We start from the raw sequence: 24,943 nt of genomic DNA, 5'->3' as shown, positions 1-24,943 counted from the left end.
AATCGTAGCCGCACCCATTTACAAATTTTGCTCGGCATGGCGTATTTGCGTGACGTTTCACGTGGAACGATATTTAGTTTTGGGGATAGCACACTGTATACTCAGCACCCTCGATCCATTTTCCGTCAGTAAAGTCCCGGCCCTTCACAACCACCCGATCCGTATAAATCTCCACATGCAGCCCTTCGCTGCCCTCCGGATGCTCATCTGAATCGGTCCAGAGACAAGCAGTGGAGGAGGCATTAAACATGGTCTCTCACGAGACCTACATAACCGCTATCAAATTAAAGTATACCCTCCGTCTACATACAACTGTTTTTTCTCCGATATTTCTTTGATTTTATGTAGAAACCCGCGTGATACAGAGCAACCAAAAAGGCCGGGGATCATATTCCCGGCCTTTTTGTGCTTGGATCTTTTGTTCATTCAGAAATGGTTATTTGTTCTTTGCTGCTGTTCATTCTTACTTCTGTGCCGCTACTTCAATATCAGCATATGCCCAGTGTGTGGCAGGCACATCGCTAAAGGATGGTGTTGCTGCCCCTGTCAGCGGTGTACGTTTGAACAATATGTTCAGCACTTTAACCGCTTCGGCACGAGTCAGCTTGCCGTCTGGTTTGAACGTGCCATCCTGGTAACCTGTCATCAGCCCTGCAGATTGCACGTATGCAATTGCTTCGGCTGCCCACAGATCAGCAGGTACATCGGTAAAGGATGCTACATTTGCCGTTTTTGCAGTAGTGCTTGCGCTAGTTGTAGTTGCTGTCGACGTCGTTCCTGTTGTCACCGCTGTATTAGCTTCTTGCTTCTGCAACCAGCGGTATGCAATCGTCGCCATCTGTGCACGTGTGATCGAACCTTCAGGTGCAAACACGGAGATGCTCAGGCCATTCATAATACCAGCAGCCTGCGCTTGCTTAATCTCGTTCGCTGCCCAGTGTGTTGCAGTTACATCAGTAAAGCTTGTCTCTGTTGCAGGTGCTGTCGCTGCTTCAACCGATAGATTACGAGCAAGCATCGCTGCCATCTGGGCACGTGTTACGAACGCATCCGGACGGAAGTCTGCACCGAAACCTTGGATGTACGGATGGTTTGCTGGTTGAACAGCGTTCAGTCCGTCTACAGATACCAGTGTAAATGTACTGAACTTCGTTACGGTGAACTCAATGCCTTCGCTGTTATCAGCCAGCTTCACGAGCTTACCTCGTACCAGTTCTTTCGTACCGTCACTGTGTTCAATATATACAGCCAGGTTATTCAAGGCTTGCTGACGAGCAGCTGCATCGGATGGCAGACTGCTTCCCAGCGGCAATGTCAGAGTGACTTCACGACTCTGCATGTTCGTTTCGATCTCTACTGGACGAGCCAGTACACGTACGTTTGCATTCGGAGCGGCTTGCTGAATCACTTGCTCTTTCTTCGCACGGTCCTCTACTTCTTTGCGCTCGGATTCCTTTTTGAGCGGAACGATGCGGAAGTACAAGTCCTGATCGAATCCGGCAATAGATTGGGTCGGAATCGAAATCACTGCATTTTGCGTTGAAATCTCCAGCTTGAGCGAGCCGTCGCTCAGGTCTTTGACGGCTGTTTTTGGAATTTCAACGCGTGTCTCAGACACAGCATCCTTCGTATCTGGAATGACGATACGTGCGGTATCGGTACCCAGCTGTTTGGCTTTTTCAACCGATTGCTTGGCAATCACTTCTGTCATTTTCACCAAATCTTTAACAGTTCCATTGGTCTCGGTTGTACGTGTAATTGGTGTTTTGGTCAGATTCGTGCCGTTAACTCCATTCACATCCACCACGAGTTGCTCTTGTTTCGGTGTTGCAGCTGGTGTAGTCGTTACTGGTGTCGTAGTAGATGTTCCACCGCCAGTTCCGCCTGTATTCCCCCCATTGCCGCTGCCCGGGTTAGGGTTAGAACCGTTGCCGTTTCCACTGTCACCATTTGCCGTGAAAACAACTTTCACAGCACGTCCTGGCAGTTCATCGCTAAATGCCTTATGACGCACCCACACTGTCTTGTTACCACTAAAATTCAATACTTGAATAGAGTCAAGATCAATCCAGGTCAATTTGCCATCAAAAGAAATCTCCATCGTACTATCCAGACCAATAATTTTGTTGTTAATGTCATCCCCTTGAATCTTGGGAGCGGTAAAGAATCGATTGATCACATATTGCAGATTCCCAATATCCTCATAGCTATCTTGTTCATTAAGCACCCACTCAGCTAATTCCATTCTCACTTCAGGGCTGAGCTCTACTCTTTTGGATAGATCGAGGGCACCTGTACGATCAAATTTATATTTATTAAAAAAGGCCTCACCCTCAAGCTGATCGTTCATCGCATTATCCAGCCATTGATTCATTAGAGGCGTAGAGTTAGACTCTCCGAAGGAAGTATAAGGCATCGAGAAAAGGTTGAGCACAATATCCGGATTTACGATATCTCCTGCAAACTCCCCTTCCAGTCTTTCAAAGGCAATTGCATGCAGGTATTTGTAAGCAAACACACCTTTATCTACTTTACTGCGCTCCAGATACTTTTCGCCAATGCTGCGGAGTCCGTATGTCTGTTGATCATTAAAATGAAGGGTGCCATCTACCAACTGCTGAGCCAGAAGATCAAGCTCGGTTTTCAGCGTACTTAATTGTTTTTGCTCCCATACGGACTGGGCCAGGTAACCAAGTTCAATCATATATTGAACCTGACCTTTGTTATCAAAATCGTTCTTTACATTCTTGATCAGGAAGTCCGCGATGAAATCTCTAACCTGTAAGGATACTGCACCGTACCCATCAGGGAAAGTAATGCCCAGATCAGGGTTTTCCATTGCCGTACGCATAGCTGCTGTACTTCCACTTCTCTTCGCAGTATTCAAGACAGACAAGGCATTCGTGTTGTCATCATCAGGGAAAAATTTATTAAATGCAGTCTGGATCTGTTCATAACTTGCGTATCCTCCAGATGGCCGCTCCGCTATCATATGATTGGCAAGTTTCTCCCAATCTTCATTTGTCTCTAATTCATTTATTTTACTCACATCAAGAGTGAAGCTGTTTATTGGCTCTTGTGATGAATTTGCATTATATTCTTCTATCTTCTCCTGAAGGTCCTGCAGCTTTTCCAGCACAAACACCATTTCTTCGGTCGACTGTCCTGTACTGTTAATTGAAGGCGTGTCCTGTACCGCGCTATCGATATAAGACAGTACTCCCTTTACAGCATTATTTCTTTTAGATCTCAGGCCCATGATATCTGCTGTCATTTCCTTTTCAATGTCTGAAAATTGAAGGTATGTTTCAATATTTTTATAAAACAAGCTTTCAGCAGCAGGGTAATCAAAATAAAGCTTACGGTCAAACTGATTCATATACAGCGCATCCAATGAGGATACAGCATTTTGCCCACCGTATGCGCGGGTAAACTCCAATGCTTTTTGCGCCGACTGAACTAAAAACTGAACTTGTCCCTTGTTTGCATATCCATCACTCGTAGGGGGATCTAATTTAAGCATATATATGACGATCGCCTTCTGATCCTCTGTTGAAAGTTGTTCAAAGTCAGGCGTAGTTATGAAATTTTTATCGCTCAGCAATTCGATTGCTTCCTCGATGAAGTCATCCGCGTTGCCTTGATCCGCTGCCTTCTTCAATTGGTTATACTTGATGAGTCCTGGTTCAAAGAATGCATCAAATGCTTTTTGCACGTCAAATACCGTTTCATAACCATCATCCTTATGATCAAGCATCCATTGAGCGAGTTCATTTTTAGCTTCTTCATTCTGAATCGTAGACATCTTGTCCATGTTAAAAACGAACGGTTGAACGCCTTCGGTCTGCCCCACTTGTGGAAGGAACATCATATATATTCCAAAAAGCGAGTCGATCGCCCCAATCATACTGTTGATGTCAGTTGTTTTATTTATCTCTATATACTCATTGAGTTTGTAATTCATCATTGTGAGCTGACTATTATGGTAGATCGTAGCACTATTCTTGAAAACTAGATTGTGGAACAGTATATTATCAAGAAACATTGTCCGATCCGCACCTGTCAGCTGCATATAACGAGATGCAGATTGTGTCCACTCCGATTTGTCGACACCCGAGAAATAGGAGTTCCACTTCCCTAGCGAACTGTATACCTGATCCATTTTCTCGCCTAATGCATCAATATCAAACTGTCCGGGTATTACACTGACGTTATAGATCAGTTTAAATGCATATACAGCATGATTATCACTCTCATATTGCACCTCTGATGGAATCAGCATGATCATACCTCTGGCAATCTCATTCTTTTGATCGTCGCTTAATGCTGCGTAACCTTCAGGCAGCTCCAACAATTCTCCGTCCTCAAGCAAATGACGAACATTAGCTATTTTTTCGCCAGGGTTGGAATCATCATATCCTTGTCTCTCCATGTTTATAAGTTCGAATGGGTAAGATCGGGCACTCACCACACCTCCAGGACTTACAATCTGAAGCAACATCACAGCCACCAACAAAAAACTTGCTATCTTTCTGAACAAGGCTTCGCTCTCCTCTCAATTCATGTTTGATCTATTTGCCTGCATCTTTGGACCTAGTTTAAAACACAACAATAAACAGAATCTAAACAGGAAATGATAATAAAAGGAAAAAAATCCACTCCATAGTTGAAAATAGAGTGGATTTCTTCATAATTTTCGTCAAAATTCATCATTTCAAAAAAAATTTCAAGTGAATTCCTTGTCAATGGTCCGTCCTTGCCTGATATTCACGCAGTCTCCCCTCATACACCAGCTTCAGCTGCTCGCATTGGCGAAAATCGTCCGGGGTGACAAGCGCAGGCAGCTTGTTCCACAGCTTGATGCCGGAGCGCTGCAAAATTTCGGCGACAAACTGGGAGCAAAAATAAGAGTTGCTGAATTCCACCGGCTCCTTGAGGGTGATGCCAATGACACCCAGCAGATTGTACATATATTTCTGACGGCTGCGAATGAAAATGTGCAGCACACGCTTCATTTTTTCCACTTCACGCTCTGATACCTGAAGCTCATATATCACACATGTCGTGTTCGGATATTTGCTATATGTACCTGTCTGGATATCCTCCTTCACAAACCCGCCGTTCAGCGGATTGCTCGGATGCTTGCGGCCAAAGCTGTACAGCTCCATTAATTCCCGGTCGAATGAGATTGATGCATGATTATACGGCGCTCGGGTATAGCTCTGAATTACTCTTGTAAACAACGTCCCCGTGTTGGTCAGCAAAATATATATTGAACGTTCATCCGTCATTCCCATATTTCCCCTTATCATTTTGGCACTGTTCCTTCATAATAACATAGGTACCCTATAATGGAATCTTACTTCAACCAAGCAGGTGATCCTTTGACATGAACAGCTCGCTATTTACATTAACCCTGATCTTTGCTGCCTTACTCGTTATTCATATCGTATACAAAATCATTGCCAGGCTTCAGCCGGACAAGGATTATTCGGGCATTGGCTACAAGATCAAAACCTGGTGGGGCATGCTTGTAATTTTCTGCCTGGCCACTTTATTTAACCCGATCGTTTCCCTGATCTCCCTTATGGTACTTACGTTCTTTTCCCTTAAAGAATATTTCTCCATGATTCGCAACACACGCAAAGCGGACCGCCGCCTGTTTCTGTGGGCATATCTCGCGATTCCGGTTCAGTTTTACTGGATTTACATCGGATGGTATGGCATGTTTATCATATTCATTCCGCTCTATGTGTTTCTTGTTCTGCCGCTTCCGCGTCTGATTAACAAAGGCACTGTCGGCTTCCTGCGCAGTGTCAGCTCCACGCAGTGGGGACTGATGCTGATGGTATTCGGATTAAGCCATCTGGCTTATTTCCCGTTTGCTACACCGGAATATGGATCGAAGCTTGTGCTTTTCCTCGTTGTGTTAACACAGTTGAATGATGTGGTGCATTATCTGGTATCTCTGTATCTGGGCAAACGAAAAGTAGTGCCCACCGCCAATCCATTTATTACTTGGGAAGGGTTCGTGTGTGCATTTGTTGTGACAACGGCGACCTCATATTTCATTCATCCGTACCTGACGCCGTTTGATTGGGAATTCTCACTGTTCATTGCAGCACTGATCAGTCTTGCAGGCTTTTTCGGCAGTCTGACGGTATCGGTGCTGAAGCGTGATCTGCTGATCGGAGACGACACCAAGTTCGATGCGCTCAAAAAAAGCTATCTCAGCCGGGTGGATAGTCTTACCTACACCTCCCCGGTGATGTTCCACGTTGTTCGATATTTCTTTGATTTTATGTAGAAACCTGCGTTACAGGACAGCCAAAAGGCCAGGAAGCTTATTCCTAGCCTTTGCTATATTCAGTTCATGTAATGGGCTTTCTAACTACTTCAGACGAATCTCCTTCTCGGACATCAGCACGTTACCCTTTTCATTGGTAAATACAAATATCGCCTTCCCGCGTTCACCCTTCATCTCGTCTGAATAGATAAACCCGGAATACTGCCCGTTACCACTAAAATAAAAACCGTCTTCCCCGTTCTTGCCATGCTCAATTGCTTCCTCCAGAGAGTTTACAATCGTGATGGTGTTGGAGGTCCAGCGCATCTCCGTTAAGGAGTAACCCTTCGGTACCTGCTTGATGGCAAAATCAAAGCTGTTGTCCTTCTTCGGTTTATCCGACTGGTCAATAACAATCTGTATTTCATCTGAGGCTGCTTCAGCTTCAGATTGTGTCCACATTTTGCTCTCTTGAGCTCCAGCACTGTTCCCGTTCGTTTTGTTCTTGGCCTCTGCATTCGGTACAGTCGTCTGTCCCGCTTCCTCTATTGGTTGTTTGGACTGCGGATAGGCATGCTCCTGAACAGACTCTTGATTATTTTTAGCACCACACGCACTAATGACAAGAACCAAACACAATACGGCTGTGTATAACATCATTCTGTTAAGCATTTGATTCATACGCTACTCTTCTCCCTTCATTCCTACGCATGCCTGAACATACATGACTTCGAATATGAACCCTATTCATCACTACACCATATCGTTCCTCATGAAGCTCCATATTATGTAAATGAGATCAAAATTCAGATGATACGGTTCATTCGAGGATCATGTATAAGTACGTATGCGCAAAAAAGAGAAGAGACTCACTAAAGCAACTGCCTGTAGTTATCGTTGAAATTGTGGCAAGCTCAGCACTTGTCCGCTTTGAATGGTACCATGCTGCAGCCGATTGGCATCTTTGAGCGCTTCGACATATATCCGCGTATCCATCTGCTCCGGTTTGTGTTCAAGCGCAATGCTCCATAACGTATCTCCTGAGGTGACAATAACTTGCTGATTCAACACAACTGGCTCGTCCCCCGCCGAGGCGGTAAACACCACACTGCAGCCCGCGATAAAAACACTAATGCTAATCAGCATCTTGATTAAGGCTCCATGCGTCATCTGGTGCAATGAGTGGGACTTCCCATAAGAAATACTTGATTTTGCAGGCAAAGCCTGCCCGTGCTCATGAATACTTTTGTACGTGGAATATCTCATCTTTTCATCAACCCCCGAGCTTCATCTTCCTTTATTCGCTAATCCTAAGCTTGATTACCTATATTCATTTCGTCTAACAACGTGAATTTTCTCTATTTTTCTACATTAATTAGGCAATTACTACTACCTTTTAATCTGATATATAGGTCTATACTATCACTTGATTCTAAACAAATTCTGAACAATCTCTTTATTTTGAAATAAACCGCAGTGTACAGCAGAATTAATGCCTGATTTTCGGCGATGGTATCGGTTAACCTGACCTATAATAAGGGAAAGATTGTGATTCTAATGAAGTAAGGACGTGCAGTTGATGATCTCTGCGGAGCTGAAGAAACAATACTATACGGCGCTGGTCGCCAAAGATTCAGAATATGAAGGTTTGTTTTATGTCGGAGTCAAAACAACAGGGGTATTCTGTCGTCCGACCTGTCCAGCCCGGAAACCGAAGTTTGAGAACTGTGAATTTTACGAAACTGCGGAGCAGGCCTTGCTTGCATCCTTCCGTCCATGTCAACGCTGCCGCCCCTTGTCTCATCCCAACCACGTGTCCGATGTAGTACGCATGCTGGTGGAGGCTGTAGAGAAGGAGCCTGAGAAGCGCTGGAAGGCACAGGATTTCAGGGCATTGTCTATTGATGAATCAACAGCCCGCCGACAGTTCAAAAAAAGATTCGGCATGACCTTTGTTGCTTATGCCCGTGCACGGCGAATGGGACTGGCTCTCAAGCATATTCGCTCGGGGCGCACAATTATTGATAGTCAGCTCTCCACCGGATATGAATCCAGCAGCGGATTCAGAGATGCCTTCTCACGAATCATGGGCGCTGCCCCGACCCAAGTCGATGAAGAGCGGGTGCTGAAGGCTGCCTGGATCGATACAAGACTTGGTCCGATGATGGCTGTCGCTGACGAACAGGCGCTGTATCTGCTTGAATTCGTTGACCGCAGAGGACTGGAGCGTGAGGTGGAACGTCTGCGCAAACGGACCCGCTCTGCCATCGTGCCTGGCACAACAATGCCCATTCAATCCATTGAACGGGAATTAACGGAGTATTTCGACGGCCAACGGACAACGTTCGACACAGCGTTGTTCTGTTTAGGAACACCATTTCAGAAACAGGTCTGGGATGCATTATTATCGATTCCAGCCGGGGAAACAAGGTCCTACCAGGAGATTGCTAATGCAGTGGGGAAGCCGGGAGCATACCGGGCGGTAGCACAGGCGAATGGAGCCAATCAGCTGGCCATTGTTATTCCGTGCCATCGTGTCATTAATTCAAGCGGAGAGCTGGGCGGGTACGGTGGAGGACTGACACGCAAGGACTGGCTGCTCAAGCATGAGAAACAAAACAGAGAATAGTCATCATATCCATCACGGAATAGTCCATAGCATCACGAAACGTTGAAAATGATAAGGGAGTGAATACAGATGAGCGTTGTAAAGAACAAGTTAGTAGAGAAGGCAGAACAATTTCATCGATATCATGTAAAAGGAAATCCTCTCATCCTGGTTAATGTATGGGATGCAGGAAGTGCACAGACCATTCAATCTGCCGGGGCCGCGGCTATTGCTACGGGAAGCTGGTCCGTTGCTGTTGCACACGGGGAGCAGGATGGAGAAGCTTTGCCTTTCCCTTTGGTGCTGGCTAACCTGGCACGTATCACACGCAGTGTTGATCTGCCTGTAACGGCCGATATAGAGGGAGGATATGGCAGGTCTGTGTCAGAGGTGAAGCAAAATGTGATGCTCGTTGTCGAGCATGGAGCCGTTGGCATCAATATTGAAGATCAGCTGCCTGCTGGTGAAGGGATGTACAGTATAGAAGAGCAAGTTCTGAGATTAGGGGCTGCCCGGGAAGCGGCAGAGCAGACAGGCATTCCGCTTTTTATCAATGCTCGAACCGATTTATTTCTACAGCATGCTGCCGAGCAGCATAATGATACGTTGATCCATAAAGCACTCACAAGATGCAAGGCTTATGCAGAAGCTGGCGCAAGTGGTCTCTTCGTTCCAGGACTCCAGGATCAACGTCTGATTCAAGAGCTTTGCGAACATTCGCCGCTTCCTGTCAACGTGATGGTAACCGCCCAGGAGCCTTCTCCCGGGCAGCTCGCCGCACTGGGCGTAGCACGAATAAGCTATGGACCGTATCCTTATCTGCAAGTGATGGAGCATCTGAGAGTACTTGGACGCAGCATTTTAACAGCTCTGTAGCAGAATAAGTCCATAAGGCTTCACCTCGCACACTTGCCCATGGGCAGAAGATGTTTCCCGCCTCCACCTGTGGTATAATCCCACTACCTAACATTAACAGGAGGCAACTATGCTTAACGTTGAACAAAAACTCGAAATTCTGGATTCGTATCCCCAGCTGCAGCGCAAAGAGGTTTCCCTGGGACGTGTGAACTTCCACTACGAAGACAGCGCGTATGAGAAAAAGATTGTAGCACTCCATATTCACCCTAACGGTAACGGTTATATTTATGCAGGGCTGCTGCCGGAATACGAGACCGATGCCAAAGGCTTCGTTAATATTCGTGATTACTCCGAAGCGGAACTGCGTTCGTTGCTGGATGCAACCCTCAAGGCGATGTCTTACAACCCGGACGCACCAGCCCCAGCAGAATCACCAAAAGAAAAAACCGGCATGCAGGGATCAGCAGCACCCAAACTCTCGACTGGCGGCGGAATCTGGATCGATGAGCACGGGAATACCCTTACGCTGAAATACGATAATGACATGTGGTGTGTGTACGCCGGACACGATCTGGAGATGGCCTTCGAGTCCCGCAGCGAAGCTGGCGAATATCTTCAGGAGGAAGGCTTCAAACCACAGGCACAGGCTTAACGAAAATAAAGCAAACACGAGGTGAGCAGCGGCTCCCTCGTGTTTTACTTATATGCGTCCAGTTATGGATACACTGATGACGTGTGTTCATATTTGGCATACATCAGATGAATGATGTTTATCACAAAATTTTGCAGCTGTACCCTTAGCGTCCAAGCTCCTGCTTGATCAATCCTTGCTGCTTTTGCGTACCAACGGAGCATGCTTCATCATGGGATAGGTGGACAGAAGCAGCGCGCCACCGATTACACCCAACACCGTGAATACGAGCATTCGATTTTGATAGGCAATCCAGAGCGTGAATTGTCCCATATCTCCAAATGCAACCACCAGCGACATCACTAGGCCGAGGCCAAACAACAGAAACAGAAAGTTACGCATTCCCAGCCTGATCCAGCACACCGTCAGGAAAACGGACAAGCCAAGTACCAGGAAACCAAGCATCAGGTCCATCCATAGATATGGCAACACAAGGTAGTTGGAAGAGTATAGCATCCCTGGTTGAAGCAACGTAACCTCCAGCCATCCCGCGGTATTCAGCAGATGAATGATCAAGTAGATCAAATGCAGGATGACCATTGTACCCGCAACCATCCCGGCTCCCATGATATAAAAGGATTTCATAAATTGAATCCGTGTACTACCCATGCCAATGGCTACCGGATAGAGTGTGATCAAACCTGCAATCGCGAAGGTACAGATTCCTCCATACATTGGTCCGAATAACTGCGAGGAATAGCTGACATGAAACAGAAAACCAATAGCCACATATATGGCTGTAAGTCCAAGAGCAATCGAGGTAAAGATGGTCAGATACAAACGCATATCATCCCAGATCATTCGGTTGGTTCCCTTGATCGCATTCATACCTTCATCCCCTCCTGCTGCCGGGTCACGTGGACCAGATATTCCTGAAGTGATGCTTTTTCAATCGAAAGTCCGTACTGCTGAGCCTTCGCCTTCCAGTCCTTCGAATACACGTCATCAATCATCACTTTGCTGGTCGCACCTAATCGGGCGGATTCGATAACCGCAGCACCTTGAGCCGCCTCTTCAACTTCTCGAACTAACCCTGTTAGAAGAACTCCACGCTCGCGCATCTTCTCCATAGGCTGATGAATGAATATGTTCCCTTGATGTACCACGATCAGACTCTCACATAATGGCTGTACCTCTTCGATATGATGTGTCGATATCAGAATGAGCCTTGGATTTTCTTCGTAGGTTTCCAGAAGCGCTTCATAGAACAGCTTCCGTTTCTCTGCATCCAGTCCGTTGGTCGGCTCATCCATAATTGTCACACTTGCATGACTGCTCAGTCCGAGTATGATCTGTGCCGCAGTTTTCATGCCCTTCGAAAATTTGCTGATCTTCTGTTTGGAAGGCAGCTCGAATGCCTCAATTAGCCGCTGGGCCAGCTGCTGATCCCACTGTGCATGAAAATGCGAGCCGATGGTCAGCAGATCATGTATCGTCCAATTTTTCCCGAGCGGATGATTCTCCTGAATATAACAGAGATGCCCTTGTGCAGACAGATTATTGTATGGATTCTGGCCCATCACCTGAACCGTTCCACGGTCAGGGCGGCTGTGACCGGCGAGCAGACTCATCAGCGTTGTTTTGCCAGCTCCGTTTCTTCCCCAGATCGCCCCGATCACGGGTTCATGCTCATGCAGAGTGACGTTGTTCAGAATAGGGGATTTATTCTTTTGATAACTGTAATATACCTGCTCCATATGAATCATAATTCACGCTCCTTATCCTTCTTGCCACGAATCAGATCAATGATCATGTCCTCATCCATACGTATGCGTCTTGCTTCCTCAAGCAAAGGTTTGATGTATTCTTCGTAAAAATGCTGTTTCCGCTCAACGAGCAGCGCATCTCTCGCTCCCTTGGCAACAAACATGCCTACACCTCGCTGTTTATATATGATGCCTTTGTCCACCAACTCCTGCAGCCCCTTCCGTGCCGTGGCCGGATTAATATTGTAGAAACGGGATAGCTCATTCGTCGAGGGTACCTGTTCTTCCACCTTCAATCTGCCTTCCACAATATCATCCATGATCATCATGGCGATCTGATGAAAAATAGGCTGGGATTCATCCAAAGTCGATTTCATCTGTTTCCAACTTTCATTCGAATTAATGATTGGCGAGCCTTCAATCTGGATCTGTCATCTGTAATCAAACGGCATCACCTGCTTTACTTCTTCATTCCGTATGATCATCTAGTTAGTTAGTTGGTTAGTTACTCATGTAACTAACTATAATATACAAAAACCATATTGTAAATAGGTCATACTTAATTCATCCATTTCTCCACACACATTCGATTGTATTGATTCAGCAGGGCATCGAGCACTACGGATTGTCTGATCACTTCAGGATGAAGCAAGCTCCCGTATTGCAAATGCACCTGATGCAGCTGTTGTCTCGCTTCTTCAATCTGTGATTTTAATTCCATACGATCCATAGTCCCCCCTCCTTTTGTCATATTTTAGATTATTATGCCAATCAATAGATTGATGAGGGTATGACAGATGTGTTTTATTGGTTGTTATTACACCTTGCTCTGTTCATTGGCACACAAAAAGAACGCATCTGAACGATGTCAGATACGCTCTGGTGGCTCAGGCTTATGTCCCTAAACCATGATCGAATGTTCGGTTAATTGGAGGGTTGGGGTTACCCTGAATCGGGGATGTTCCCAAGATGGGCGGGAAAACGCTCACCAGTATACTACAAGTAACTATCAGCAAAGCCAGTTTTTTCTTCATTGATTTTCTGCACCTCACCAATCAAGATTTTGTATTGCTGTATAGCTGTATCGGACGCATAATCCCTGTATTGCTCAAATAGTCCGATACTTCTAAGCATACCTCGTCCATCGCTAATTTCAATAGAGAACTTCAAACTATCCAGAACAAAATTCAAACCCTCCGCATAGCGGTTTTTCTTGAGATAGTACCTGCCTAACCCAGCCAAAAGACGGACATAACGATCATCCGTCACCTGCTTGCTAACCTTCCCAATCCGGTTGCTTTGCTCCTGATAAGTGAAATGTGGGGCGTATTGCTCTAACACCTCATCAATATCCATATCGTAGCGATTGGCTGCCGTGACAATATCACATAATGCAGGAAATATCTCATTCTCTTTCGTTGAGATGTAGGCCAGATACTGGGGTAATATCTCAAATTGACCAGCCATTAATTGATATATATAACGATTCCCCTCTGCCCATTCCTGAAATTGCTGAATTACAACCAATTCTTCTTGATCAGGGTCCTTCACCCAACTGGAATCGGTGTATAATGCCACATATTTCAAGGCCATTTCATAGTTATCTAAATGGAAATAAGCACTGCCTGAGGCCAAATAGGCATACATAACATAAAAAATAACAGGTCGCTTTGTTTCTTCCGCTTTTCTTCTTCCATTCAATTCATAGTGAATCGTGGCCTTTACTCGTAATTTCTCGGATAACTCCAGCACTTTACTCCATCTGTGAAGAGAGGCAAAAGCATTAATTAATTCATTCAATGCATCCAACTGATAGCGTTCATCCAGCCGATCCACGTAATATTCAAACTGGGCGGCAATGATGACATTCCGCTGCTGATCATTGGTCAGCCCCAGCTTAAAAAGGCGGTACTGACAAAGCGCAAGCCGCTCGGAATGCTGCATCTTCTCACTTTCGGCAATCGTTTCATATAAAAGAGCTGCCGGTTTCCTTTTGCCATCATGATAGAATTCCTCTGCCAATTCAAATAACAACGGAATATATGACAAATTATCCATCATCAGACGAACAACCTCTTCGATACAGTCCAGCTTATCCAGCTCAGCACAGCGATGCAGGAAAGGCCCGAGTCTACGCCAATCCGGTGTAGCATGCACAAAGCACTCATCAATATACAGCTCATAGAAATGGCCTGCTTCAAGCTTCATAGCCATCGTAATACGATCCAGCTGCTGCATGGAGATCGGTCGGTTTTTATTCAAAATATTGCTGAGTGTGCCTGAATTAATTCCAGACAGCTCTGAAAAAAGACTGATCGACATCTGTTCACGCTTCAGATAACGTTCTAAATGATCGCGTATCGTGGTTGTCGGCTCCAATGGAACACCACCCTCCAAAATAAAAACACCAAAAACGAGATTGTCGGTATGCAAAAGTAATTATATGTAATATGTGTGTACTTTTCAATAAAATAATTTCAACTAATTTGTATTAATTACAATTTAATCCTTTAACATCATAAAAGTACGTACCCATATTTTATATCAAAAAGGGCTCCTCTTCAAAGCCCTAAAGTACGCACGAAAAAACACGAGCCGCCAGGGCTCGTGTCGATTACAGTTTAAGGCAGCACATTACCTGCCGCACGGTAGATTTCATACCACTCTGGACGAGTGAGATGAATTTCACTCGCTTTCACACAATCCAGCAGACGCCCAATGTTCATTGTGCCTGTCACCGGCTGCATCTTTGCCGGATGACGAAGCAGCCAGGCAATCGCAATCGTTGTGTTGCTGACATCATACTTTGCGGCAATTTCATCAATTTTGGCATTCAGTTCCGGGAACTTCTCATTGCCCAGGAAAACACCCTCAAAGAAACCATATTGGAACGGTGACCATGGCTGAATCGTAATGTCGTGCAGACGGCAGTAGTCGAGAATGCTGCCATCGCGATTCACCGCAGCGTCATTCTCCATATTCACGTTGATGCCGCTGTCGATCATCGTTGTATTGGTAATACTCATCTGCAGCTGGTTGGCTACCAGCGGCTGTTTCACATATTTTTTCAGCAGTGCAATCTGGTTCGGGTTCTGGTTGGATACACCAAAGTGACGTACCTTTCCCTCACGCTCCAGCTGGTCGAAGGCTTCGGCTACTTCCTCCGGCTCAACGAGCGCATCCGGGCGGTGCAGCAACAACACGTCCAAATATTCCGTTCTCAGACGCTGCAATATACCATCAACGGAATTCAGGATATGCTCTTTGGAGAAATCGAACATGCCTTTGCGAATACCGCATTTGGATTGAAGAATCAGATTTTCACGAACTTGGGGATTCATCTGCACAGCATCGGCAAAAATCTCCTCACATGTTCCCGTGCCATAAATATCGGCGTGATCAAAGAAATTTGCACCTGCTTCCATCGCAGAACGTACGAAATGCTCCGCGTCCTTACTATCCAATGAATTGATTCGCATACAACCTACAGCAACTACAGGCACATCGAGTGTGCTGCTGCCCAGCTTCATGGTTCTCAAGATGTTTCCCCTCCAGATTCAAAAATAGTTTAATGCATGTGACACAGATACATATATGCATGTCCATATGTCCATACCCGTCTTCCGTCTATGATTGTGACACATATATGCAATCGGTTTCAATAGATTTCCCCTACAATTATATGGAGAAATGCTCTGTACTTGCGTTCGCTCTAAGTTTCTTCAGGCACAATGACCTGAATATATTGCGGCAGCACCCGAAGATGAATCGGCAAGGCAGGCCCTTCTTCGCCGTCTACATTGGTACGAATCATGTCTTCCGAATGTACACGCACGTCTTTTGCCGTAAAATAATGCACGTCCTTATGATGCTTCAGATTGCCAAAGAATAATGATGTACCTAAGGTCACGCTGTTCAGCACGCCGATGTTACGAATCACAAAGCAGTGAATCAGCCCGTCATCCAACTCCGCATCGGGTGACATCTTCTCAAACCCGCCGACCGAGTTTGTCAGTGCCGCTACCAGTAGAGGAGCCTCTCCTTCCCATCGCTGTCCGTCATATTCGAGTGTCATCACACTTGCGGGTGTGTTCACCAGATCCTTCAGCCCTTCCTTCACATAAGCAAAGGAGCCCAGCTTCGACTTCTCTTCTGATGATACAGAAAACAAGGCTTCTGCCAGCGAACCGGCAGCCACCACATTGGCAAAGAGCCGATCATTGACCATGCCAAGGTCTACAGATCGAATCCGTTCCGAGCGCAGCTGCTCAATCGCTTCATCCGGGTCAAGAGAAATATGTAAGGCTCGTGCAAAATCATTGACCGTGCCTAGCGGAATGATCCCTAATGTTGGGCGGTGCTCCTGATCCATCATTCCGTTAATCGTTTCATGCAGTGTGCCATCCCCTCCGATGGAGATCACCAGATCACAGCCGCCCTTACAGGCATCCGCTCCGTAATTCGTAGCATCCCCTTCCCCTGCCGTTTCATTAACCGAAACAGCGTAGCCCCTCGATTCCAGAATGGTCTGCACCTGCGAAACGTATTGCTCCGCCTTTTCTTGACCTGACGACGGATTGCTGATGATCATCGCTTTTTTCATAGGCTCCCTCTTCCCCTCTGCATATGGCATCTGTACATGTATACCCGCTTTCCCGGGAGGTTGAATAGGTGGCTGAAAATAATAGGTTTGATTGGCTGCAAATTTATGTTGAAAAAGTGCAGGGCTAAAGCCCCATCATATCGAATAAAAGTATACAGAGGTACTTGTTCATAAATGAATTGTTCCTGTTTGCTCAAGATAGGTTAATAACTAGATGAGTTGAACTAAAGATTTTACACAATCCACTCCGATGACAGAACAACCTTCCAATCGCTGTTATCCCCAGATTTTTGGGATTCCCCTTTCCAAAGGGAAAAATCCGGTGATAAGTGTATGCTTCCGATGCAGCTTTCTTTCAGAAAGCTTTCAGGCGACCGCTCCGCTTTTTCAGGTTTTTTCTGTCCTCTCCGTTCACGTGTAAATAAATAGTTCAACTTAATATAGATGAATTAAACTATAGTCTTCAAGAACTGCTGAGGCGGTTTTAGATATCGTTTGAATATTACGTTTTGAAAAAGCACGGTCTCCACAACTATGTACAAGATTTGGAGGGAAGGCATGTAATGAGAAGATTCACTCTGTTATTGCTCATCTGTATTCTAAGCATCAGCTCCGCAGGACAAGCGCTGGCCTATACTGTCTCTGATACGGAGGAGCATCTCGTTAAAGACCCGGCACTGGAGGACGGACTGAAGCTGATACTAAATATTCCTGTGGGGGAGCCGCTGACTTCTGCCGATCTGAAACAGCTGCGTGTAGTTGATCTGAGCAACGCAGGCATTCAGAGTCTGTCCGGGCTGGAACACGCCGTGAATTTGACCCATCTGCGCCTCTACGGTAATGAAATTTCGGACCTTACACCGCTGGAGCATCTAACCCAGCTAAGAGAGATCGACGTTCGTAACAATTACATTACATCGATCCAGCCGCTGGCCGCACTGCAGCAGCTCGGGCGATTGTATGTCAGCAACAACTCTATCCGCTCTATTGACGTTGTGCGTTCATTCCCAAGATTACATACACTGCATGCCAGCGGCAACAAGATTGCCAGTCTCAATGCTTTAGCAGAGCTGCATTCGCTGCAATGGCTGGAGATTGCGAACAATGTCATTACAGACCTTACACCACTGGAGACTCAAACCAAGCTGGAGCAGTTAAATATAGCCAACAACCATGTCTCTTCACTTGATGTATTCACAGATATGCCCGATTCGTTGCGAGAGCTGAATGTGTCCAACAACCATATATCCCGTCTTAAACCGCTAAGCCACATGACACATCTGCGCAAATTGGATATTTCGGGCAATCAGATTCAACATCTGAACGATATTGCAGCATTGAACGGTTTGAAGGAGCTGAATGCCGAATCCAATCAGATTTATGATCTGGAACCTCTGCGCACATTCACCAGCCTGAGTGTACTCAAGCTGTCCAATAACCGGATATGGGACCTGGCGCCGATCTCGGACTTATCGTTCACGCTCGAGAGTGAAGAACCACAGAGCATCGACAACATCTCTGCCTCCACTTCAGTGTCCGTAGGAACGCAGCAAGCGGCGGCGGAGCCCGAGTCCTCCGGACTCACCGTTCAACATAATTATCTGGATGTGAGCAGCGGAAGCTATACGATGAGTCTGCTTAATCAGATGAATGTACGAGAGCAGAAGCGGACACCGCAGGGGCGTTTTCAGCGCCTGATCGAAGGCTCCACCACGGCATATGTGGGTGATCATGCCTATTCACTAGATGCCGCTCCTTTTATTAGCGAAGGCCGGACGTACGTGCCTCTCCGCTTTGTATCCGAGCATCTGAATGCTCGTGTGAATTGGGACAGCAGCACTAACGAAGCCACTATCGTCCATAACGATGAGACGATCCGCTGGAGTGCAGGAAGTAAACAGGTTGCCGTCGGTGATGAGCTTGTCATGAATGATGCCCCGCTGTTGATGAAGGATGGCATTACCTATGTTCCGATCCGTTTTATCTCAGAGCAGCTTCATACCACGGTTGGATATATTGCCAGCAGTAAAACCATTCTGATCTTTGAAAATAAACCGGAGCCTGAGGATATGATGCCTCAGACGACACCGTAGCAGAGCAATAACAGAGCAGCAGCAGAGAGCAACTATAGATATAGACACTGCCTCCCATCTCACACCCCCGCCTGAACCATCAGCGGGGTTTTCGGGTTTTGTTTTGGTAAGGAACAGGGTATATCACGCTGTAAGCCCTCCAAAGGTCTTTTGAACTGTCGTCAGCAGGTTTGATGTGTGTAAGGGGTTATTTTCCCATGTTATATCACTCATTCATTCCATCCATATCATCTTGGATTTGGGTAAATATTGCGCGGTTTAGCATATCTGCTTTTGCAACGCAAGTTGGTATACTGAACGTACTTACACGGTTACTGAGGAACAGATGAGGAGGAGCATCATATGACATATACGTTTAAAGGTTATTCCACGACACCTGACAATCCATGGAACGAGTTATCTGCTGCACCCACAAATGAAAGCGCTAACCTGAAATTAACAGGCGAGCAGCATCAGCTGGTGGAAGGGTTTGGCGGCTGTTTTAACGAGCTGGGGTATCTTGCCTTGGCGCACTTGAGTGATGAGCAGCGTCACGAGGTATTTCATTCCCTTTTCCACCCGGAAGGAGAGCATCGTTTTACAATCTGCCGCCTGCCTATAGGCGCGAGTGATTATGCAGAGCAGTGGTACAGCCATAACGAGGTAGACGGAGATGTGGCTATGGACCATTTTTCCATCGAACGAGATTTCAAATATCTGATCCCTTATATCAAGGAAGCTTTGCGTTATAACCCGGACCTGCAGCTTTTCGCGTCGCCCTGGAGCCCGCCAACCTGGATGAAATTCCCGAAAGCCTACAACTACGGCACGCTGCGCTGGGAAAAGGAAATTCTGGAGGCTTACGCCCTTTATTTTGTAAAGTTTGTTGAGGCGTACCGCGAGGCTGGCATTACCATTCATCAGGTGCATGTGCAGAATGAAGTGATTGCAGATCAGAAGTTCCCTTCCTGCATGTGGACAGGCGAGCAGCTGCGTGAATTCATCGCGGATTATCTGGGACCTGCCTTTGACAAACATGGTCTGGATACAGAAATTTGGCTTGGAACCATTAACGCCCCCGACCCATGGGAGGAACTGATGAAGAAGAAAACAACCGGCTTTGACGAGTATGCCGGACTGGTGCTCAGTGATCCGAAGGCATACTCCTACATTAAAGGAGTCGGATATCAATGGGCGGGTAAACATGCCATTCAACGCACTGTGGCAAGTTATCCCGAGCTTCGCTACATGCAGACGGAGAACGAGTGCGGCGATGGCAGCAATTCCTGGAACTATGCCAAGCATGTATATAACCTGTACCAGCATTATTTCAGCAACGGTGTCAACGCCTACATCTACTGGAATATGGTGCTGGAGCCAAGGGGCCGCAGTACATGGGGCTGGGAGCAGAATTCCATGATCACGGTTGATCCAGAGAGCAAGGAGGTTACTCGGAATCCGGAGTATTATGTAATGAAACATTTTGCTCATCATATCGTTAACGGTGCCCGTCGGCTAGGGCTTTCTGGAGCCTGGAGCGGCAAAGCGGTTGCTTTCCGCAACCCGGACAACAGTCTCGTTATCGTCGTTAACAATCCATTTCCGGATCGACGCGACCTTCATCTGACCATCGCCGAGGGACAAACGATCCATGTGCAGCTGGAAGCCGATTCATTCAACAGCGTGGTCATTACTGCGAACTAAACTGGCATGTGTAGATGAAGTGGTGTGTGTGTATGCGTTTATGGATGAGTTGCTGAGGGAATCTCTGAATGAGTTTATTCATGATGACATGCATGCCAATATAGAAGAGCCTGTCCCACAAGACGATGGGAACAGGCTTCTTTTGGGGATAAGGCTGTTGATTCAGACTCCAGATCGAGATCAAGTGGTAGAGTTTCTTGAAGTCGTTGAAGCCTCAGCTGATTTAAGGATTGTTTGCCATGTAGGATTTCAGCCACTGCATTGCAGGACGCTCTGTGCCGTTGCTGTTCACCAGGTGGGAACCGCTTACCCATGTTTGGTTTTGGTTGTAGCCCCACAGTGTGATGCCTTTAACAGCAGAGTGCTTCCACAGAACAGGAAACTTCTGCTGATAACGTTGCAATTGCGTATTATCATCGCCAGTCATATCCAGCTCGGACACATAGATTGGCAGACCTGTTGCAGCCAATTTGTTCAGTACTGTATTCATCGTGTTCACGGATACGTTGTCCATGTTGAAGTGATGCGCTTGAATACCGATACCATCAACCAGACCTCTGTTTTTGAGCAGGTTGATGATCTGGATATATTGATCTGCTTTCGCAGGATCACCGATGATGCCATACTCATTAATCAGCAATTTTGAATTCGGGAAAGCTTGTCTTGCTTGCTCGAATGACCAGATTACCCAATCCCAGCCCGTTGCTCCATCTCCACCAATCGCATTGCGGAAGGATGGCTTCGCATGTAATGGCTCATTGACTACATCCACAAACTCGGACTGTGAATAGCGTTGACCTGCTGCTCTGATCCATTGGAGCACCTCTGCTCTCTGATCCGCTGCAGAAAGGTTATTAATCCAGTTAGGCGCCTGACTACCCCACACAAGCGTATGGAATTTGAAAGGGAAACCGTTCTGCTTGGCATAGTTATAAGCCATATCCGCCTGGCCCCAGTTCATCACATTACGCGTGCCTTCTACAGCTCCCCACTTGGTGGAGTTCTCTGGCGTTACCTGATTCCAGTATGGACTGAAATTGGATGGAACCTGGTTAGCGATAATATTCCCCAGGAACTTGCTGCCCTTAGCGAGTCCGGCACTGACACTGCCCACCGCTACTGATGCAGCCAGCACACCTGCCAGAGCAAGCGTACCTACCGTCTTAAACCATTTGGACTTCAACATAATATTCCTCCTTGGCTTGGTTTATTTTTAAAGCGCTTACAATGACATCATAATGGATAATTTTGGTTTTATACACATAAAAATCATACCATTTACTTTGAAAAGTATACTTTTTTTCACGCATCACTGCTCCGCACAACTCATTTATCTCGAACACGAATGTTATATGAGCGTTTACATTCCTCTGATGTTTCTCTAGTATGGGATGATACATATAAATACACACGCTACATAAGTCGAGCTATTTATTTACACCGGAACGGAGAGGACAGAAAAAACCTGAAGAAGCGGAGCTAAAAGCTTTCTGCAAGAAAGCTGCATCGTAAGCATAAGCTTCGCCTTTATCCCCAGATTTTCCCCATGCAAAAAGGGAATCAAAAAAATCTGGGGATAACAGCGATTGGAAGGTTATTCTGTCATGGAAGTGTATGGGTAAATATCTTTGGTTCAACTTATGTACATCACAAGGGAGATTACACATGCGTACACATGGTTTGAAACGTTTCGCCAGTTGGTCTTTATCCGTTCTCTTAGGCACATCCCTGCTGCTCACACCGCTCGCTTCGGAAAGCGCTCAAGCGGCTGAGGCAGATCAGGAAACCACCATTACTCTGCTTGGTACCTCTGACATTCACGGTCGGTTTATGCCATGGGACTATGCATTGGATGGGCCTAATCCATCCGGCAGCATGACTCAGCTCTACACGATGGTGAAAAAAGTCCGATCCGAGAATCCAAACACGATTCTGCTGGATGCCGGAGATATGATTCAGGATAACTCTGCCGAGCTGTTCAACGATCAGCCGCAGTCCCCAATGATGGTTGCGATGAATGAAATGAATTATGATGCCTGGGTTATGGGCAATCATGAGTTTAACTTTGGTCTGGACGTGCTGGAGAAGATTTCTTCCCAGTTCAAGGGCCAGGCGCTTGTCGGTAACATTTTCAAAGAAAACGGTGACCGTTACATGCCTGCATACACGATTATTGAGCGGGATGGCATCAAAGTAGGTGTCATTGGCATGAACACCCCGATGATTACCGAGTTTGAGAAAGGAACCAATCATCTGAATGGTGTCACCGTCAAGGACCCGGTCGAGGAGACTCGCAAAGCGATAGCTGAGCTGAAAGGCAAAGTAGACGTGATGGTTGGACTCATGCATATGGGGCTGGATAACGAGAATGGCAAACCGGGAACCGGGGTGACGGATATCGCCAAGGCCAACCCGGAGCTGGCTGCTATTTTTGCAGGTCACATGCATCAACTGATTGAATCGCAGACGGTAAACGGGGTGCTGATCTCCGAGCCGAACAAATATGGTACACATCTGTCTCGCATCGACCTGAAATTTGCCAAAGAGGACGGCAAGGTCGTGCTCAAGAGCAAGGAAGCCAAGGCACTCGCTGTCAAAAAAGCTGATGGCACATATGAAATATCCGATCCTGCCTTGGAACAAACCTTACATCCCTTCCACGAGTTCGCTCGTGCGGATGCCAACATTGAGGTAGCTGAGCTGAAAGGAACTAATCTCGTTCCCGCAGATGAGATTAAGGGGATTCCAGCGGTACAGATTCAGGAGACACCCCTTTCCGACTTTTTCACCGAAGTCATGCTGCATTACAGTAACGCCGATGTGGTCGCACATCAGATCGATAATGACAAGGCCAAGCTCGATGTAGGCCCGATCAAGAAAAAGGATATTGCGTTCAACTACCAGTACACTTTTGGTGAAGTGACCGTATATGAAGTGACCGGACGTGATCTGAAGGATTACATGGAATGGTCTGCGGGATACTTTAATTCTACACGCCCTGGAGACGTCACGATCAGTTTCGATCCGAAGCGCCTTGCTTCCAAGTACAGTACGGATGATTTCTTCGGCGGTGTAACCTATGAGATTGATCTGACCAAGCCGTATGGCAGCCGCATTACGAACCTGAAATATAGCAATGGTAAAGCTGTTCAGGCAGCGGACAACCTCAAACTGGGTATGAATGCGTACCGGATGGAAGCGTTGATTGCCAAAGGCGGGGCACTCGAAGGACGTAAGTTCACGCAGCTCTGGTCCTCCAAGGATGCTTCGGCGTTCGGTGAGATCCAAGGAACCATCCGCAACCTTTCGATTGCCTATCTGAAGGATGTCATGAAAGGAGTCTATGAGCCAAAGATTCAGCATAATTGGAAAATCACCGGCGTAGACCTGACTACACCAGAACGTGCAGATGTTGTTCAGCTGATTAACGATGGTGTGATGTCCGTGCCAACAACGGAAGACGGCAAATATACGAACATTGCCTCCATTAATATTTTGGATGCTGTAACTGCGGATGAGATTGAAGCCCTGTCTTCCAAAGCCGGAGTCGATGCAGCGCAGTTCAAAGGTGTGAAATCGAAGGGTGCATTCTATCAGCAGCTTAACAAAGCTCGCAAAGTCGCAGCTGGCAAGCACGGTGAGGACAGCGAAGGCGGCAAAAACGAAGCAGCAGCTCCTGCACCGGAGAAACCGGGGACTCCAGCGAAGCCGAAGCCAGCACCAACACCAGGAACATCGAAGCCGGATGGAACTCAACCAGGCAAGCCATCAACGTCCACTGGAAACAGCAAGCCCGCTCCAACTGCTTCAAGCAAACAAGCACGGGTTACAGCGGCGTATCTGAACGTACGTGCTGGCGCATCCTCCAAAGCCAAAGTGATTACTTCCGTACCGAAGGGTACGATGCTTGAAGTCATCAGCACAGACCATGCTTACGGATGGGTTAAAGTGAAGGTGGATGGACGGGCAGCATATGTATATGGCAAGTATGTAACTATGCTAAAATAATAATCACTACACTACTGAAATTCGGGGCGATGCATCCCATGTCATTATGGGGCGGCATCGCCCCTTTTTGATACGGACTATCATCTAGCACAACCCGCTACAAAGCATCAATCCTTATACCTGAATGCTACAAATCGTTTCACGTGGAACGTTGCCACGGGTACTCGGCGGTGCTTATGCTTATTGGATGGTTCCTGGTTAGAAGGAAGGCTGCATGGAAGGCCATGATCCCCTGTGCACAGGCTATCGTCCGTATAGATTATAGATTACGTTATAGGAATTACGTTCAAAACGGTGGCTGAAACCTCGCAGCTGCAGGCTGAATTGAACCAGACCAGATTGATTCAGATTACCCTTGTCTTGCAGTCAAAGTATCCGATAAAAATATCAGACAATGGACGCTGCAA

General features: G+C 46.6%; 20 protein-coding genes. 7 read left to right on the top strand and 13 right to left on the bottom strand.

The window, feature by feature from the left end; all coding sequences use genetic code 11:
* Window positions 1-73: 73 nt before the first annotated feature.
* The 3 genes from HNR77_RS03180 to HNR77_RS03170 all read right to left on the bottom strand — a co-directional run bounded on the left by HNR77_RS03180 (window position 74) and on the right by HNR77_RS03170 (window position 5,291).
* Window positions 74-250 carry a hypothetical protein gene (locus HNR77_RS03180; protein WP_397366017.1) on the bottom strand — a complete coding sequence of 59 codons (177 nt, stop codon included), beginning with the start codon at window positions 248-250 and terminating at the stop codon, window positions 74-76.
* 213 nt (window positions 251-463) lie between these two features.
* On the bottom strand, window positions 464-4,540 hold the full coding sequence (locus tag HNR77_RS03175) for an S-layer homology domain-containing protein (RefSeq protein ID WP_184180703.1): 4,077 nt from the start codon (window positions 4,538-4,540) through the stop codon (window positions 464-466).
* 202 nt (window positions 4,541-4,742) lie between these two features.
* Window positions 4,743-5,291: a hypothetical protein gene (locus tag HNR77_RS03170; RefSeq protein ID WP_184180701.1), complete on the bottom strand. Its 549-nt coding sequence runs from the start codon at window positions 5,289-5,291 to the stop codon at window positions 4,743-4,745.
* A gap of 98 nt (window positions 5,292-5,389) precedes the next feature.
* On the opposite strand from HNR77_RS03170, the gene HNR77_RS03165 reads away from it, so the two are divergent.
* The gene (locus HNR77_RS03165; RefSeq protein ID WP_184180699.1) at window positions 5,390-6,307 is read left to right on the top strand and encodes a phosphatidate cytidylyltransferase; all 918 of its coding nucleotides are present in this window, start codon (window positions 5,390-5,392) and stop codon (window positions 6,305-6,307) included.
* 84 nt (window positions 6,308-6,391) lie between these two features.
* Here the strand turns inward: HNR77_RS03165 and HNR77_RS03160 are convergent, their stop codons facing one another.
* Complete coding sequence (locus tag HNR77_RS03160; protein ID WP_184180697.1) at window positions 6,392-6,967, bottom strand: hypothetical protein; 576 nt, start codon at window positions 6,965-6,967, stop codon at window positions 6,392-6,394.
* Window positions 6,968-7,177: 210 nt separating this feature from the next.
* Window positions 7,178-7,432 (bottom strand): LysM peptidoglycan-binding domain-containing protein, encoded by a 255-nt coding sequence (locus HNR77_RS03155; protein ID WP_260410262.1) that lies wholly within the window; start codon window positions 7,430-7,432, stop codon window positions 7,178-7,180.
* A gap of 433 nt (window positions 7,433-7,865) precedes the next feature.
* On the opposite strand from HNR77_RS03155, the gene HNR77_RS03150 reads away from it, so the two are divergent.
* From HNR77_RS03150 to HNR77_RS03140, 3 genes are all read left to right on the top strand, one after another.
* Window positions 7,866-8,915, top strand: a complete 1,050-nt coding sequence (locus HNR77_RS03150) for a bifunctional transcriptional activator/DNA repair enzyme AdaA (protein ID WP_184181263.1) — start codon at window positions 7,866-7,868, stop codon at window positions 8,913-8,915.
* A 69-nt stretch (window positions 8,916-8,984) separates the two neighbouring features.
* The gene (locus HNR77_RS03145; protein ID WP_184180693.1) at window positions 8,985-9,770 is read left to right on the top strand and encodes an isocitrate lyase/PEP mutase family protein; all 786 of its coding nucleotides are present in this window, start codon (window positions 8,985-8,987) and stop codon (window positions 9,768-9,770) included.
* A gap of 109 nt (window positions 9,771-9,879) precedes the next feature.
* Window positions 9,880-10,404: a hypothetical protein gene (locus tag HNR77_RS03140; protein ID WP_184180691.1), complete on the top strand. Its 525-nt coding sequence runs from the start codon at window positions 9,880-9,882 to the stop codon at window positions 10,402-10,404.
* Window positions 10,405-10,572: 168 nt separating this feature from the next.
* On the opposite strand, the gene HNR77_RS03135 is transcribed toward HNR77_RS03140, so the two are convergent.
* The 7 genes from HNR77_RS03135 to HNR77_RS03105 all read right to left on the bottom strand — a co-directional run bounded on the left by HNR77_RS03135 (window position 10,573) and on the right by HNR77_RS03105 (window position 16,752).
* Entirely contained in the window at window positions 10,573-11,271 is a 699-nt protein-coding gene (locus HNR77_RS03135; RefSeq protein WP_184180689.1) for a hypothetical protein, read from the bottom strand.
* Entirely contained in the window at window positions 11,268-12,149 is an 882-nt protein-coding gene (locus HNR77_RS03130) for an ATP-binding cassette domain-containing protein (protein ID WP_184180687.1), read from the bottom strand. The genes HNR77_RS03135 and HNR77_RS03130 overlap by 4 nt, the downstream gene beginning before the upstream one ends.
* Window positions 12,146-12,526: a GntR family transcriptional regulator gene (locus HNR77_RS03125; protein ID WP_184180685.1), complete on the bottom strand. Its 381-nt coding sequence runs from the start codon at window positions 12,524-12,526 to the stop codon at window positions 12,146-12,148. Before HNR77_RS03125 ends, HNR77_RS03130 begins: the two co-directional genes overlap by 4 nt.
* 182 nt (window positions 12,527-12,708) lie before the next feature.
* Window positions 12,709-12,879 carry an aspartyl-phosphate phosphatase Spo0E family protein gene (locus HNR77_RS03120; protein WP_111272079.1) on the bottom strand — a complete coding sequence of 57 codons (171 nt, stop codon included), beginning with the start codon at window positions 12,877-12,879 and terminating at the stop codon, window positions 12,709-12,711.
* Between the two features lie 266 nt (window positions 12,880-13,145).
* On the bottom strand, window positions 13,146-14,528 hold the full coding sequence (locus HNR77_RS03115; protein ID WP_184180683.1) for a helix-turn-helix domain-containing protein: 1,383 nt from the start codon (window positions 14,526-14,528) through the stop codon (window positions 13,146-13,148).
* Between the two features lie 242 nt (window positions 14,529-14,770).
* The gene (locus HNR77_RS03110; RefSeq protein WP_184180681.1) at window positions 14,771-15,688 is read right to left on the bottom strand and encodes an aldo/keto reductase; all 918 of its coding nucleotides are present in this window, start codon (window positions 15,686-15,688) and stop codon (window positions 14,771-14,773) included.
* A 173-nt stretch (window positions 15,689-15,861) separates the two neighbouring features.
* On the bottom strand, window positions 15,862-16,752 hold the full coding sequence (locus HNR77_RS03105; protein ID WP_184180679.1) for a diacylglycerol/lipid kinase family protein: 891 nt from the start codon (window positions 16,750-16,752) through the stop codon (window positions 15,862-15,864).
* Window positions 16,753-17,315: 563 nt separating this feature from the next.
* Between HNR77_RS03105 and HNR77_RS03100 the strand changes: the two genes are divergently transcribed.
* Together HNR77_RS03100 and HNR77_RS03095 are read left to right on the top strand one after the other, a co-directional pair.
* Window positions 17,316-18,845 carry a leucine-rich repeat protein gene (locus HNR77_RS03100; protein ID WP_184180677.1) on the top strand — a complete coding sequence of 510 codons (1,530 nt, stop codon included), beginning with the start codon at window positions 17,316-17,318 and terminating at the stop codon, window positions 18,843-18,845.
* Window positions 18,846-19,187: 342 nt separating this feature from the next.
* Window positions 19,188-20,528: a glycoside hydrolase family 30 protein gene (locus tag HNR77_RS03095; RefSeq protein WP_184180675.1), complete on the top strand. Its 1,341-nt coding sequence runs from the start codon at window positions 19,188-19,190 to the stop codon at window positions 20,526-20,528.
* A 223-nt stretch (window positions 20,529-20,751) separates the two neighbouring features.
* On the opposite strand, the gene HNR77_RS03090 is transcribed toward HNR77_RS03095, so the two are convergent.
* The gene (locus HNR77_RS03090) at window positions 20,752-21,714 is read right to left on the bottom strand and encodes an endo-1,4-beta-xylanase (RefSeq protein WP_184180673.1); all 963 of its coding nucleotides are present in this window, start codon (window positions 21,712-21,714) and stop codon (window positions 20,752-20,754) included.
* Between the two features lie 479 nt (window positions 21,715-22,193).
* On the opposite strand from HNR77_RS03090, the gene HNR77_RS03085 reads away from it, so the two are divergent.
* The gene (locus tag HNR77_RS03085) at window positions 22,194-24,536 is read left to right on the top strand and encodes a 5'-nucleotidase C-terminal domain-containing protein (protein WP_184180671.1); all 2,343 of its coding nucleotides are present in this window, start codon (window positions 22,194-22,196) and stop codon (window positions 24,534-24,536) included.
* Window positions 24,537-24,943 lie beyond the last annotated feature (407 nt).

It is taken from the genome of Paenibacillus sp. JGP012, assembly GCF_014203995.1.
Lineage (GTDB): Bacteria > Bacillota > Bacilli > Paenibacillales > Paenibacillaceae > Paenibacillus > Paenibacillus silvae.
Note: the sequence above shows the minus strand (reverse complement) of the source record. Positions and strands in the feature narration are given on the sequence as shown.

Bases quoted from the DNA above. Each gene is read 5' to 3' on its own strand.
- HNR77_RS03180 (WP_397366017.1), bottom strand. From the start codon at position 250: ATGTTTAATGCCTCCTCCACTGCTTGTCTCTGGACCGATTCAGATGAG.
- HNR77_RS03170 (WP_184180701.1), bottom strand. From the start codon at position 5,291: ATGACGGATGAACGTTCAATATATATTTTGCTGACCAACACGGGGACG.
- HNR77_RS03165 (WP_184180699.1), top strand. From the start codon at position 5,390: ATGAACAGCTCGCTATTTACATTAACCCTGATCTTTGCTGCCTTACTC.
- HNR77_RS03160 (WP_184180697.1), bottom strand. From the start codon at position 6,967: ATGAATCAAATGCTTAACAGAATGATGTTATACACAGCCGTATTGTGT.
- HNR77_RS03155 (WP_260410262.1), bottom strand. From the start codon at position 7,432: ATGCTGATTAGCATTAGTGTTTTTATCGCGGGCTGCAGTGTGGTGTTT.
- HNR77_RS03150 (WP_184181263.1), top strand. From the start codon at position 7,866: ATGATCTCTGCGGAGCTGAAGAAACAATACTATACGGCGCTGGTCGCC.
- HNR77_RS03145 (WP_184180693.1), top strand. From the start codon at position 8,985: ATGAGCGTTGTAAAGAACAAGTTAGTAGAGAAGGCAGAACAATTTCAT.
- HNR77_RS03140 (WP_184180691.1), top strand. From the start codon at position 9,880: ATGCTTAACGTTGAACAAAAACTCGAAATTCTGGATTCGTATCCCCAG.
- HNR77_RS03135 (WP_184180689.1), bottom strand. From the start codon at position 11,271: ATGAATGCGATCAAGGGAACCAACCGAATGATCTGGGATGATATGCGT.
- HNR77_RS03130 (WP_184180687.1), bottom strand. From the start codon at position 12,149: ATGATTCATATGGAGCAGGTATATTACAGTTATCAAAAGAATAAATCC.
- HNR77_RS03125 (WP_184180685.1), bottom strand. From the start codon at position 12,526: ATGAAATCGACTTTGGATGAATCCCAGCCTATTTTTCATCAGATCGCC.
- HNR77_RS03120 (WP_111272079.1), bottom strand. From the start codon at position 12,879: ATGGATCGTATGGAATTAAAATCACAGATTGAAGAAGCGAGACAACAG.
- HNR77_RS03105 (WP_184180679.1), bottom strand. From the start codon at position 16,752: ATGAAAAAAGCGATGATCATCAGCAATCCGTCGTCAGGTCAAGAAAAG.
- HNR77_RS03100 (WP_184180677.1), top strand. From the start codon at position 17,316: ATGAGAAGATTCACTCTGTTATTGCTCATCTGTATTCTAAGCATCAGC.
- HNR77_RS03095 (WP_184180675.1), top strand. From the start codon at position 19,188: ATGACATATACGTTTAAAGGTTATTCCACGACACCTGACAATCCATGG.
- HNR77_RS03090 (WP_184180673.1), bottom strand. From the start codon at position 21,714: ATGTTGAAGTCCAAATGGTTTAAGACGGTAGGTACGCTTGCTCTGGCA.
- HNR77_RS03085 (WP_184180671.1), top strand. From the start codon at position 22,194: ATGCGTACACATGGTTTGAAACGTTTCGCCAGTTGGTCTTTATCCGTT.